The 12,298-nt window shown below is 44.4% G+C and carries 11 protein-coding genes; 7 read left to right on the top strand and 4 right to left on the bottom strand.

Annotated elements, in window-relative coordinates; genetic code table 11:
* Positions 1–85 precede the first annotated feature (85 nt).
* The 6 genes from clpP (at position 86) to R7R24_RS15265 (ending at position 7,610) form a co-directional block, all read left to right on the top strand.
* Positions 86–712, top strand: coding sequence for an ATP-dependent Clp endopeptidase proteolytic subunit ClpP (clpP, locus tag R7R24_RS15290; protein WP_005382347.1), 627 nt, complete (start codon positions 86–88; stop codon positions 710–712).
* 70 nt (positions 713–782) lie between these two features.
* Complete coding sequence (gene clpX, locus R7R24_RS15285; protein ID WP_005382345.1) at positions 783–2,063, top strand: ATP-dependent protease ATP-binding subunit ClpX; 1,281 nt, start codon at positions 783–785, stop codon at positions 2,061–2,063.
* 130 nt (positions 2,064–2,193) lie between these two features.
* The gene (gene lon / locus R7R24_RS15280) at positions 2,194–4,545 is read left to right on the top strand and encodes an endopeptidase La (RefSeq protein ID WP_005382343.1); all 2,352 of its coding nucleotides are present in this window, start codon (positions 2,194–2,196) and stop codon (positions 4,543–4,545) included.
* 191 nt (positions 4,546–4,736) lie between these two features.
* A complete protein-coding gene (locus R7R24_RS15275) occupies positions 4,737–5,009 on the top strand; it encodes an HU family DNA-binding protein (protein WP_005382341.1) in 273 nt (90 codons plus the stop codon).
* A gap of 201 nt (positions 5,010–5,210) precedes the next feature.
* Positions 5,211–7,070 carry a peptidylprolyl isomerase gene (ppiD, locus tag R7R24_RS15270; RefSeq protein WP_054577998.1) on the top strand — a complete coding sequence of 620 codons (1,860 nt, stop codon included), beginning with the start codon at positions 5,211–5,213 and terminating at the stop codon, positions 7,068–7,070.
* Between the two features lie 255 nt (positions 7,071–7,325).
* Complete coding sequence (locus R7R24_RS15265; protein ID WP_054578035.1) at positions 7,326–7,610, top strand: ComEA family DNA-binding protein; 285 nt, start codon at positions 7,326–7,328, stop codon at positions 7,608–7,610.
* Between the two features lie 98 nt (positions 7,611–7,708).
* Here R7R24_RS15265 and rrtA read toward each other — a convergent pair whose 3' ends face one another.
* Positions 7,709–8,260, bottom strand: a complete 552-nt coding sequence (rrtA, locus tag R7R24_RS15260; protein WP_005382331.1) for a rhombosortase — start codon at positions 8,258–8,260, stop codon at positions 7,709–7,711.
* 3 nt (positions 8,261–8,263) lie between these two features.
* Here rrtA and R7R24_RS15255 point away from each other — a divergent pair, with 3 nt between their 5' ends.
* Entirely contained in the window at positions 8,264–8,878 is a 615-nt protein-coding gene (locus R7R24_RS15255; RefSeq protein ID WP_025766956.1) for a tRNA-uridine aminocarboxypropyltransferase, read from the top strand.
* Positions 8,879–8,884: 6 nt separating this feature from the next.
* Here R7R24_RS15255 and R7R24_RS15250 read toward each other — a convergent pair whose 3' ends face one another.
* The 3 genes from R7R24_RS15250 to R7R24_RS15240 all read right to left on the bottom strand — a co-directional run bounded on the left by R7R24_RS15250 (position 8,885) and on the right by R7R24_RS15240 (position 12,112).
* Entirely contained in the window at positions 8,885–10,207 is a 1,323-nt protein-coding gene (locus R7R24_RS15250; protein ID WP_053303264.1) for an anti-phage deoxyguanosine triphosphatase, read from the bottom strand.
* Positions 10,208–10,222: 15 nt separating this feature from the next.
* Complete coding sequence (gene yfbR / locus R7R24_RS15245; protein ID WP_017634778.1) at positions 10,223–10,807, bottom strand: 5'-deoxynucleotidase; 585 nt, start codon at positions 10,805–10,807, stop codon at positions 10,223–10,225.
* Between the two features lie 90 nt (positions 10,808–10,897).
* On the bottom strand, positions 10,898–12,112 hold the full coding sequence (locus R7R24_RS15240; RefSeq protein ID WP_053303263.1) for a pyridoxal phosphate-dependent aminotransferase: 1,215 nt from the start codon (positions 12,110–12,112) through the stop codon (positions 10,898–10,900).
* Positions 12,113–12,298 lie beyond the last annotated feature (186 nt).

Genomic DNA, 12,298 nt, shown 5'->3' with positions numbered 1-12,298 from the left:
AGGTTGACTTAACGTTAACTATTCTGCTAACAATGGTCCGTATGATAGTCATCATCCGGGCCATTTATTTTAGGGACATAAGAATATGAGCTACCAAGAAAAAAATGCAATGTCGCCAATTATGGACGCGCTAGTACCAATGGTGGTTGAACAAACTTCCCGAGGCGAACGCTCTTACGACATCTACTCACGTCTGCTGAAAGAGCGCGTGATTTTTTTAACGGGTCAAGTGGAAGACCACATGGCAAACCTTGTCGTGGCTCAGCTACTTTTCCTAGAATCTGAAAATCCAGATAAAGATATTTTCCTATACATCAACTCGCCAGGCGGCAGCGTAACAGCTGGTATGTCTATTTACGATACCATGCAGTTCATTAAGCCAAATGTCAGCACTGTGTGTATGGGGCAAGCATGTTCAATGGGTGCCTTCCTGCTTGCAGGTGGTGCGCCAGGTAAGCGTTACGTACTGCCTAACTCTCGTGTAATGATCCACCAACCATTGGGTGGTTTCCAGGGTCAAGCTTCTGATATCCAAATCCATGCTCAGGAAATCCTGACGATTAAACAGAAGCTAAACAAGTTGTTAGCAGAACATACAGGCCAACCTCTTGAAGTCATTGAGCGCGATACTGATCGTGATAACTTCATGTCATCAGAGCAGGCTGTGGAATACGGTATCGTGGATGCAGTGTTAAGCCACCGTGGCGAGTAATTAGCCAGCGCATTTTGGCAAAAATTGATATACACTCATTCATGAAGAGTAAAGGCTAAGAGGTTAGCGAATGACAGATAAAAGCAAAGAAAGTGGCAGCGGTAAATTGCTGTACTGTTCTTTCTGCGGCAAAAGTCAGCACGAAGTTCGCAAGCTAATCGCAGGTCCGTCAGTGTACATTTGCGACGAGTGTGTCGACCTATGTAACGATATTATTCGCGAAGAAATCAAGGATGTTCTCCCTAAGAAAGAATCTGAAGCGTTACCAACGCCAAAACAGATCCGTGAACACCTTGATGACTATGTGATCGGGCAAGATTACGCGAAAAAAGTGCTCGCAGTTGCGGTATATAACCACTACAAGCGTTTACGCAATGGTGATACAACGAGCGAAGGTGTGGAGCTTGGTAAGAGTAACATCCTTCTAATTGGTCCTACAGGTAGCGGTAAAACACTACTTGCGGAGACATTAGCTCGATTCTTGGATGTGCCATTTACAATGGCAGACGCGACGACACTAACCGAAGCCGGTTACGTAGGTGAAGACGTTGAAAACATCATCCAAAAGCTTCTGCAAAAATGTGATTACGATGTAGCTAAAGCGGAACGCGGCATTGTTTACATTGATGAAATTGATAAGATTTCACGCAAAGCTGAAAACCCATCTATTACGCGTGACGTATCTGGTGAAGGTGTTCAGCAGGCGCTACTAAAACTTATCGAAGGTACGGTTGCATCGGTTCCACCTCAAGGTGGTCGTAAGCATCCTCAGCAAGAATTCCTACAAGTGGACACATCTAAGATCCTGTTCATCTGTGGTGGTGCTTTTGCTGGCTTAGACAAAGTGATTGAGCAGCGTGTTGCAACAGGTACAGGTATTGGCTTTGGTGCTGAAGTTCGTTCGAAGAATGAATCGAAGACAGTAGGTGAGCTATTTACTCAAGTTGAACCTGAAGACTTAGTGAAGTACGGCCTCATTCCAGAATTCATTGGTCGTCTACCTGTAACAACAACACTGACTGAGCTTGATGAAGAAGCGTTGATTCAGATCCTATGTGAACCGAAGAACGCACTGACCAAGCAATATGCAGCATTGTTTGAGCTAGAAAACGCCGAACTTGAATTCCGTGAAGATGCGCTGCGCGCTATCGCGAAAAAAGCAATGGAGCGTAAAACAGGTGCTCGTGGCTTACGCTCGATTCTTGAAGGCGTGCTACTTGAAACCATGTACGAATTACCATCTGCAACAGACGTTAGTAAAGTCGTGATTGATGAGTCCGTCATTAATGGCGAGTCAGAGCCACTGCTTATTTACAGTAACGCAGACAATCAGGCAGCTGGAGCAGAGTAAATTCAGCCATAATGAAAAAGGAGGTAAGTAATTACCTCCTTTTTTTATTTCTCTTATTGAATCCAAACAATTAGCCCCCATATACTGCCTTAAGTAATACGTTAAACGTGAAAGCGGAAGAGAGAATTATATGAACTTGGAACGTTCCGAGCGTATCGAGATCCCGGTACTACCTCTACGTGACGTAGTGGTCTACCCACACATGGTTATTCCATTGTTTGTTGGTCGTGAGAAATCGATTAGCTGTCTAGAAACGGCGATGGAAACCAACAAACAAGTTCTTCTTGTGGCACAAAAGCAAGCGGATACTGACGAGCCTACGGTTGACGACCTATTTGACGTAGGTACGGTAGCCACCATTCTCCAGCTCTTGAAGCTTCCGGATGGCACAGTAAAAGTATTGGTCGAAGGCCAGCAGCGAGCAAAAATCAATCACTTTAAAGAGAGTGACTTTTTCCTAGCGGAAGCTGAATTTGTTGTTACGCCAGAATTGGATGAGCGTGAGCAAGAAGTGATTGTTCGCAGCGCGATTAATCAGTTTGAAGGGTTCATTAAGCTAAACAAGAAGATTCCACCAGAAGTGCTAACGTCACTTAATGGTATCGACGAAGCCGCACGCTTAGCGGATACCATTGCGGCTCATATGCCGTTAAAGTTGGTGGATAAGCAGCAAGTGCTTGAAATTGTTGACGTCACTGAGCGTCTGGAATTCCTGATGGGCCAGATGGAATCAGAGATCGACTTGCTGCAAGTTGAAAAACGAATTCGTGGTCGCGTTAAAAAGCAAATGGAAAAATCTCAGCGTGAGTATTATCTGAATGAGCAAATGAAAGCGATTCAGAAAGAACTTGGTGAGATGGAAGACGCACCAGACGAGTTCGAAACGCTACAGAAGAAGATTGACGAATCAAAAATGCCTCAAGAGGCACGTGAAAAGACAGAGCAAGAGCTGCAAAAGCTTAAGATGATGTCTCCAATGTCTGCTGAAGCAACAGTGGTTCGTAGCTACATCGATTGGATGGTCAGCGTTCCTTGGGCTAAGCGCTCAAAAGTTAAGAAAAACTTAGCGAAAGCAGAAGAGGTTCTTAATGAAGATCACTACGGTCTAGAACGCGTCAAAGAACGTATCCTTGAATACCTGGCTGTTCAAAACCGTATCAACAAGCTAAAAGGTCCTATCCTTTGTCTTGTTGGTCCTCCTGGTGTAGGTAAAACGTCTCTTGGTCGTTCAATTGCTTCAGCTACAGGCCGTAAGTATGTTCGTATGGCGTTGGGTGGTGTGCGTGATGAAGCGGAAATTCGTGGTCACCGTCGTACTTATATCGGCTCATTACCAGGCAAATTGATCCAGAAGATGTCGAAGGTTGGTGTGAAGAACCCGCTGTTCTTATTGGACGAAATCGACAAAATGTCTTCCGATATGCGTGGTGATCCGGCATCGGCTCTACTAGAAGTACTTGATCCTGAACAGAATAACTCGTTCAACGATCACTACCTAGAAGTGGATTACGATCTCTCTGACGTTATGTTTGTTGCGACATCGAACTCGATGAACATCCCGGGTCCATTGTTAGACCGTATGGAAGTTATTCGTTTATCTGGTTACACCGAAGACGAGAAGCTGAACATTGCAAAACGTCACCTTGTTGATAAACAAGTGAAGCGTAATGGCTTGAAAGCGGATGAGATCGTCATTGAAGATTCTGCGATTATTGGCATCATTCGTTACTACACGCGTGAAGCGGGTGTCCGTAACTTAGAGCGTGAGATTTCTAAGATCTGCCGTAAAGCGGTGAAGAACATCTTGCTGGATAAGGACATCAAGTCAGTAACGGTAACGATGGACAACCTAAAAGAGTACTTAGGTGTTCAACGTTTCGATTACGGTAAAGCGGATGAAAGTAACCGAATTGGTCAAGTAACTGGCCTAGCTTGGACCGAAGTGGGTGGCGATCTATTAACGATTGAAACTCAATCAATGCCAGGTAAAGGTAAGCTGACACAAACGGGTTCTCTTGGTGATGTGATGCAAGAGTCTATCCAAGCAGCAATGACAGTGGTTCGCTCTCGTGCAGAAAAGCTAGGTATCAATACTGACTTCTACGAGAAGAAAGATATTCACGTACACGTCCCGGAAGGCGCGACACCAAAAGATGGCCCAAGTGCGGGTACAGCAATGTGTACAGCATTGGTTTCTTCTCTAACAGGCAACCCTGTGAAAGCAGAAGTAGCGATGACGGGTGAAATCACACTGCGTGGTGAGGTTCTACCTATCGGCGGCCTAAAAGAGAAGTTACTTGCGGCACACCGTGGTGGCATTAAGACAGTGCTAATTCCAAAAGATAACGAGCGTGATTTGGAAGAGATTCCTGATAATGTTATCGCGGATCTGGAAGTTATCCCTGTACAGTGGATTGATGAAGTACTGAAAGTCGCACTAGAGCGAGACCCGACGGGCGTTGAGTTTGAGTCTCAAAAATAGTGATGTGTAGCAAAAATAAGTAAAAGTTTACGCTGATAAGCCCAAAAAGGCTTGTCAGCGTTTTTTTTGGGCGCTAAGTTAGTTTCGATAGCTGCCAGCCCTTGATGAATAAGGGGTGGAGCATATTTTCTTAACAATGGAACGAAAGTCATCACAAAAATAATCACAGATGACACAAAGGGGAAATTACAGTGAATAAAACTCAGTTAGTAGAACAAATCGCAGAAAATGCAGATATTTCTAAAGCGTCAGCGGGTCGTGCTCTAGATGCATTCATCGAAGCAGTAAGCGGAACTCTTCAATCTGGTGATCAAGTCGCTCTAGTTGGCTTTGGTACATTCAGCGTTCGTACTCGTGCTGCACGTACTGGTCGTAACCCAAAAACTGGTGAAGAAATCCAAATCGCAGAAGCAAAAGTACCAGCTTTCAAAGCTGGTAAAGCACTGAAAGACGCTTGTAACTAATCACGGCGTTATTTCTGTAACCGGCCATTTGCTTAACTTTTGCTCAAACAATAAGTTTCGAACAAAAATTTACAAACTTCGAGCCGAACTTTCTTAAATTATGCGCATCATACTGATGCGCATTTCTTTTTCTGATATTATTGCGCCATTATTTCTATTAGATAGAAGCAGTAGGCTTCAATTGTGGAGAGCAGTTAAATTATGATGGATCGACTACGCGAAGGCGTGAATAGCATCGCGGTCAAAATTATCCTTGGACTTATCATCCTGTCTTTCGTATTTGCAGGTGTAGGTAGCTACATCGTTGGTGGTAGCAACAACTCTGCAGCGAAAGTCGGTAACACTGAGATTCCTCGTGGTGAGTTCGAGATGGCATACCAAAATGAGCGTAACCGTATGCAAGCTCAGTTGGGTGACTACTTCTCTCAAATGCTGGCTGACCCTGCATATGTTGAATCTTTCCGCAAATCCGTTTTAGATCGAATGATCAATGACGTGTTGCTTGACCAACAAGCTGAAGCTTTGGGTCTGCGAATCAGCGACACTCAAGTGCGTAGCATGATTCTAGACATGCCTCAGTTCCAATCTAATGGTCAGTTTGATCAAGAGACCTATCAAGCTTCTTTGCGTCGTGCAGGCTTTTCGCCAGACTCTTTTGCTGAGTACATGCGTCGTGAATTGGTTCGTGAGCAACTGCTGAATGCGCTACAAAACAGTGAATTTATTCTGCCGGGTGAAGTACAAGCAGAAGGCAAGCTGTTCACTCAAACTCGTGATATTCGCACGATTCAGATCGACTTAGCGGAGTTTGCGAAAAATATTGAATTGACCGACGAAGAAATTCAAGAGTACTACAAAGCAAACCCAGACAACTTTACACGCCCAGAGCAGGTTAAAGTCTCTTACATCGAACTGTCAGCTGAAGCGCTAAAGGAACAAGTTAATGTTTCTGATGCTGAGGTGAAAAAGTACTACGACGAGCACTTAAACAAATACTCTTCAGAAGAGCAACGACGTGTCGCTCACATTCTTGTAGAAGGGGACGATGAAGCAAAAGCGCAAGCTATCCTAGATGAGCTAAACGCGGGTGCAGATTTTGCGACGCTTGCTCAAGAGAAATCTGACGATTTTGGCAGCGCTGAAAACGGTGGTGACCTAGGTTGGATTGAACGTGATGTGATGGACCCTGCTTTTGAAGAAGCGGCATTCGCACTGAAGAATCCTGGCGATACGTCGGGTCTAGTAAAGTCGGACTTTGGCTATCACATTATCAAGCTTGAAGAGCTAAAAGATTCTGTGGCGAAGCCATTTGAAGAAGTCGCTGCTGAAATCAAACAAGAGATGGTCGACCAACAAGCGATCGATCAATTCTACGAGTTGCAAAATGAGCTTGAGCGCGTAGCGTTTGAATACCCAGACTCATTGTATGATGCTTCTCAAGCGGTTAACCAAGAAGTGAAGACAACGGACTTTATTTCTCAGGTTGATGCACCTGAAGTGCTTCGTAGCCCTGCGGTAATGCAAGCCATCCTAAGTCCTGAAGTTAAAGAAGATGGCCTAAACTCTGAAGCTATCGAAGTTGCGCCTGAGCATATTATCGTTGTTCGTGTTGAAGATGCGCGTGACGAGACAGTTCTTCCACTAGAAGAAGTGAAAGATCAGGTTGTTGCAGAGCTATCTCGTGTTAAAGGTGAGCAAGAAGCGATGGAACTTGGAACACAAGTCGTTGCGGCATTGAAAGAAGGTAAGACGAACGTGCTTGCTGAAAACAATCTTGCCTTTGGTGAACAAGAGACAGTAGATCGTCGTTCTCCGTTAGCAACAACGGTATTCGCGATGGCAAAACCAGTCGATGGTAAACCAGTATACGGTCAGTCTAAAGATCTTGAAGGTAACATCATTATCATCGAGCTTGATGCTGTAAACGCAGAGCTAGATAGTGAGTTAGAAGATCAAGTTGCGATGCAAATGCAGCGTGCATCTTCTCAGCAAGATTTATCATCTGTACTAGCCGTACTGCGTGCAAATACTGACATTGAGTACTTTGTTGTGAGCAACTAAGCACAATTAGTGTAATTTGTATGTTGAATAAAACGGACCGCATAAGCGGTCCGTTTTATTTTTGTCTTTATGAACTTCAATCATCAATAGGCATTACTTAAATTAGTGCGCGTTTAAGTGATAGCGGCCGTTGTGAATTCCGGGTCATCTCAGTTTGTTAAATGCATAACCATATTGCTTTCCATTGCAAACTTGATAGTGACTCGCTCTCGACGACTGTTTTTAGCCTACTATTTTGGAGATTGTATGTTCAATATGAAATGGATTTTGACATTGTGCTTATTTGTTTTTGCACCTTTTAGCATGGCTGCGGATTCAGCCACTGACAAATATGAAGGAATTGAAATTACTGTAAATATCAACACGGCCACTGCTGAAGAAATTGCGACCATGTTGAAAGGTATAGGTGATAAGAAAGCGCAGAGTATAGTGGACTACCGCGAGGAACATGGCCCTTTTAAAACGGCAGCAGATTTGAAGAGCGTAAAAGGCATAGGTGAAGCGACAGTTAAGAAAAACGAAGACCGCATTTTACTGTAGCTTGATGTATTGCAGATATTGAGTCTGAATTCAGAACAATATCTGTTTCCCTATTACTGCTTTCCCGAACCAGCCCCTCTTTCGTGGTTCGGGATTTTTTATCCGAATAAACGACGGCGAAGGCCTTTTTCCAGTAAAGCCATTACTAACCCACCGAGTGCGCCAAACATATGAGCATCAATAGCAACGTTTGCACCGATAAGCTCAGCAGTACTGCTGGATGGGCCATAGACCTGCTCCCATGCTACTTTGGCGATTAGTCCTCCAACTAACAACACACTGCTTCTTCTGCTTTCAAAGACTTCTCTGAGCGCCCAAAATCCAAACAATCCGTGTAATACGCCGGATAAGCCCACGTATACCGACATGTTGGTAAACAAATTCAGCGCACCAACACATGCACATAAGATTGAAAAAACGATAAGGAAGTTACGAGTGCTTGGGCGAAAAATAAAAGTAATGATCCACAATCCGGCGAGGTTCATTCCTAAGTGCGCAAAGTTGGTATGTGTGAGATTTCCTGTTACGATTCGCCACCATTCACCATGGCGTATATTGTAGCTGTGCCACTCGGTTAGGCTTGCCATTGGTTCAAATTGAAGTATCAAACAGATCACGCTGATAATACTCAGCAAGGTATAAAGGTTCACTCTATGTCTCGTTATTGTTCTCGTTGTGGAAAATCGCAAAAAGCGTGTATTTGCCAATGGATTGTACCGCTGGCAAGCGAGGTAGAACTTATCATTCTTCAGCACACGAGTGAAGAACATCGTCCGCTTGGTACGGCACGGATTCTCAATTTGAGTTTAGATAACTGTATTTGTTTGATAGGAGAGGACTTTTCTTGTGATGATGCCTTAAATCACTTATTAGCGGATGAGTCATATCAACATTTTGTTCTTTACCCATCAGAAGAGTCACGATGCATTTCTGAAATCACTCAAGCGAGTCATAGTGTATCTAAGAAAATACGTTTGATTTTGCTCGATGGTACGTGGAAAAAAGCGTACAAAATGTGGCAACTCTCAAGCAACTTACATCCACTCCCAACCGTGCAGTTGCCTAAGCAACTACAAGGGCACTACACCATTCGTAAGGCGCCCTCTGAGAATAGCTTATCGACAGTCGAGGCTGGTTATCATTCGCTTCGCTTGCTTGAACCCGAGCGAGACTTTACACCGCTGATGCGTGCGTTTGAAAAGATGATCGAATTCCAAATCGCCCAGATGCCTCCGGGCGTTTTTGAAAAGAATTACTTGAAAGGTTGAGTGTTACTAAAGAACGATGGAAGAGAAAAGTTGGCGGTGTAGCTTTTGCGCGTGACCATCGGTCATTGCAGAAATATAATCGGCGATGACCCTCATTTTATTGCTCTCGCTCTTCGCCTGACACCACAGATCTCTTGTATGAACGGGTAGTAATCGCTCTGGGTCTGCTGTTAACGCTTCAAAAATATCCATAATAATTTGCTGACCCTTATACTCAACGATCTGGACCTGCGGGACTTGGATAACGAAGGTGCTGACAAAGTGCTTGAGTACGTCAAGTGCACGTGCCATCTGTGGTTCTAAACACGCATTCCAAGACAGTAACGGGTTATTAAACGGCTCATCCACCGTTTTGATTGAAATGCTGGTCAGTAGCGCGTTAACCATACCACCGATAGCATCTTTCCGCTCATGGTGCTTACCGCTAAATAGCATCTGTCCGATGGAATCGATATGAGCTTCAAACCACGGGTCGCCACAGTCCGCTAATTGACTTGCTGCGCCTTCTTGCCATTGCTGACGTGTCACCATACCAAGTACGATTGCATCTTCTAAATCATGAACACCGTAGGCGATATCATCTGCTAGCTCCATGATTGAGCAATCGAGTGATTTAAAACGCGTTTTACTGTGCTCAAACTCCGATTCTGGCGTTGAACGCATCAGACTAAGCAATGCCTTGTCGTTGTCAGAAAGCGGTGCAATTACCCAATCAAATAAGTCTTTATCACAATCATAAATGCCTTTAGCTGGGCTCCAATCTTTTGCTTTTAGTTTACGTTGATGCTCGGCTGGTTGAGGCAACTTGACGGAGCGTGTTTGACTAATGAGGGCAGGGTACTTAATCAAACCAAGCAGTGTGCGGCGTGATAAATTCATTCCGAAATGCTCAGTATAAGGCTCTAACTTAGTGACGATACGAAAGGTTTGGGCGTTCCCCTCGAAGCCGCCATGTTCGCGCATTACGTAGTTTAGAGCGACTTCTCCCCCATGACCGTATGGAGGATGCCCGATGTCGTGCGCCAAACATAATGAATCAATTAAGCTGTCTGATGGTAATAGTTCACGGAACTCTGGTTGTTTTTTCTTTAACTGGGCGACGATACCGGTCCCGAGTTGCGACGCTTCTAAGGAGTGCGTTAACCGACTGCGGTGAAAGTCTTCCAAGCTATTGCCGTGTACTTGGGTTTTTGCTTGTAGGCGTCGAAATGCAGCCGAGTGAAGAATGCGCGCTCGGTCTCGTTGGTACGGGCTCCGATGGTCGTCTCGACGGATTTTATGCTCATCATCATGGCGCTCTTGCCATTGCGGGTGTAATTCAAACGACACGATTATCTCCGTAAGCTAACTGATTTCATCTAACGATAATTCGAAACTTGGGGCAAAGGTATTGAGAAAGTAATCCATTTCAGGCGTTCTGCGTTCTTGCAAAGTGACGTCTAAGCGTTTTTTTGCCAGAGCGAACTCATGGTTGCCGGCGCTTAGTTCTTCAAGACATTTTAAATAGGCACAGATGGAATCGGCTTGCTTAACGATTTTTGCGTCCTCTTCGTGTGCAGAGTGAGAAAGAAGATAGGGGGCAAAATCATCGTGGAACTCTTCCGGTAACATTGAGAGTAATTTTTGTTCCGCTGCCGATTCTATCTTCTTATATTCTTTGGCAATTTCAGGGTTGTAATACTTCACTGGAGTTGGAAGATCACCCGTTAATACTTCACTGGAATCATGGTACATGGCAAGAATCGCTATGCGTTCTGGATTAAGGTTGCCGCCGAACTTTTTGTTTTTAATTAGGGCAAGGGCATGAGCGACAAAAGCAACTTGTAAGCTATGCTCTGAAACGTTTTCTGGTGAGACGGACCGCATTAAAGGCCAGCGTTGGATCAGCTTCATTCGAGCCAGGTGGGCGAAAAAATGGCTTTCTTTCATGGCTTTCTCCGTTTCTGGTGTAAAAAAGGAACTCACTAGGAGTTCCTCTAAGCATATGAGAGATCAGCACTAATTACTACCAGTGATTCATTACTGGCTGTAGGTTGATAGGAATCTTTCAAAACGTCCAATGGCGATTTCTAGATCTTCAACGTGCGGTAGTGTCACGATGCGGAAGTGGTCTGGTTTTGGCCAGTTAAAACCAGAACCTTGCACCAGTAAGACCTTCTCTTGTTTTAAGAAATCTAAAACCATCTGCTGATCGTTCTTGATGTTGTACATTTTAGTGTCGATTTTCGGGAAGAGGTACATCGCACCCTTAGGTTTGACACAAGAAACACCAGGAATCTGATTGATCAATTCATACGCTCGGTTGCGCTGCTCTAATAAGCGTCCGCCAGGTAAAATCAGTTCATTGATACTCTGGTATCCACCTAACGCGGTTTGAATGGCATGTTGCATTGGTACGTTTGCACATAAACGCATTGATGAAAGCAGCTCCAAGCCATTCACGTACCCTTGAGCCAGATGTTTAGGCCCCGTTAGGAACATCCAGCCACCACGGAAACCACAAACACGGTAGGCTTTTGAAAGGCCATTGAATGTCATGACTAGCACGTCTTCAGTGAGTGTGGCGACTGAGGTATGTGTTGCACCGTCGTACAACACTTTGTCGTAGATCTCATCTGCGAAAATGATCAGTTTGTGCTTGCGTGCTATCTCAATCACTTCAAGTAGGAAGTCACGGCTGTATACCGCACCTGTCGGGTTGTTCGGGTTGATCAGAACAATGCCACGTGTCTTTGGTGTGATTTTCTTTTTGATGTCTTCAAGGTCTGGGTACCAGTCAGCCTCTTCATCACATAGATAATGAACCGGCTTACCACCAGATAGTGCAACTGAAGCTGTCCATAACGGATAGTCTGGTGCTGGGATCAGCATTTCGTCGCCATTGTTTAATAGCGCTTGCATGGCCATTACGATCAACTCAGACACGCCGTTACCTACATACACATCTTCGACATCTAGCGAGCGTATACCTTTACGCTGATAGTGTTGGACCACAGCTTTACGAGCAGAGTAAATACCTTTGGAATCACAATAGCCTTGAGAAGTCGGCAGATTACGAATCACGTCGACTAAAATCTCATCAGGGGCGTCAAAACCAAATGGGGCAGGGTTACCAATGTTTAGCTTTAGGATTTTATGCCCTTCTTCCTCCATGCGCTTAGCATGTTTGAGTACAGGACCCCTAATGTCGTAGCAGACATTGTCGAGTTTTGACGACATCCCGATATTTTGCATTGTTTAATTCCTAAAAATTCGTTAATTTCTTTATTAAAATACAATAATTTGTTTTTTATTAGAATATATATCTGTAAATAATCTGTCTGCTGGTTAAGTTTTGCTCGCTTGCTATCACAGGATTTCGCAAAAGATCGCATACGACCTTGATTTGCTTTGGGTCTAAACTTAGAGTAGCCGTCAGTT

The sequence above is a fragment of the Vibrio sp. 704 genome (assembly GCF_033339295.1).
The sequence above is the reverse complement of the archived record's forward strand: the minus strand, read 5'-3'. Positions and strand labels throughout refer to the sequence as shown.

What these genes read in the sequence shown, in the direction of transcription:
- clpP (WP_005382347.1), top strand. Translation starts at nt 86, where the DNA reads ATGAGCTACCAAGAAAAAAATGCAATGTCGCCAATTATGGACGCGCTA.
- clpX (WP_005382345.1), top strand. Translation starts at nt 783, where the DNA reads ATGACAGATAAAAGCAAAGAAAGTGGCAGCGGTAAATTGCTGTACTGT.
- lon (WP_005382343.1), top strand. Translation starts at nt 2,194, where the DNA reads ATGAACTTGGAACGTTCCGAGCGTATCGAGATCCCGGTACTACCTCTA.
- ppiD (WP_054577998.1), top strand. Translation starts at nt 5,211, where the DNA reads ATGATGGATCGACTACGCGAAGGCGTGAATAGCATCGCGGTCAAAATT.
- R7R24_RS15265 (WP_054578035.1), top strand. Translation starts at nt 7,326, where the DNA reads ATGAAATGGATTTTGACATTGTGCTTATTTGTTTTTGCACCTTTTAGC.
- R7R24_RS15255 (WP_025766956.1), top strand. Translation starts at nt 8,264, where the DNA reads ATGTCTCGTTATTGTTCTCGTTGTGGAAAATCGCAAAAAGCGTGTATT.
- yfbR (WP_017634778.1), bottom strand. Translation starts at nt 10,807, where the DNA reads ATGAAAGAAAGCCATTTTTTCGCCCACCTGGCTCGAATGAAGCTGATC.
- R7R24_RS15240 (WP_053303263.1), bottom strand. Translation starts at nt 12,112, where the DNA reads ATGCAAAATATCGGGATGTCGTCAAAACTCGACAATGTCTGCTACGAC.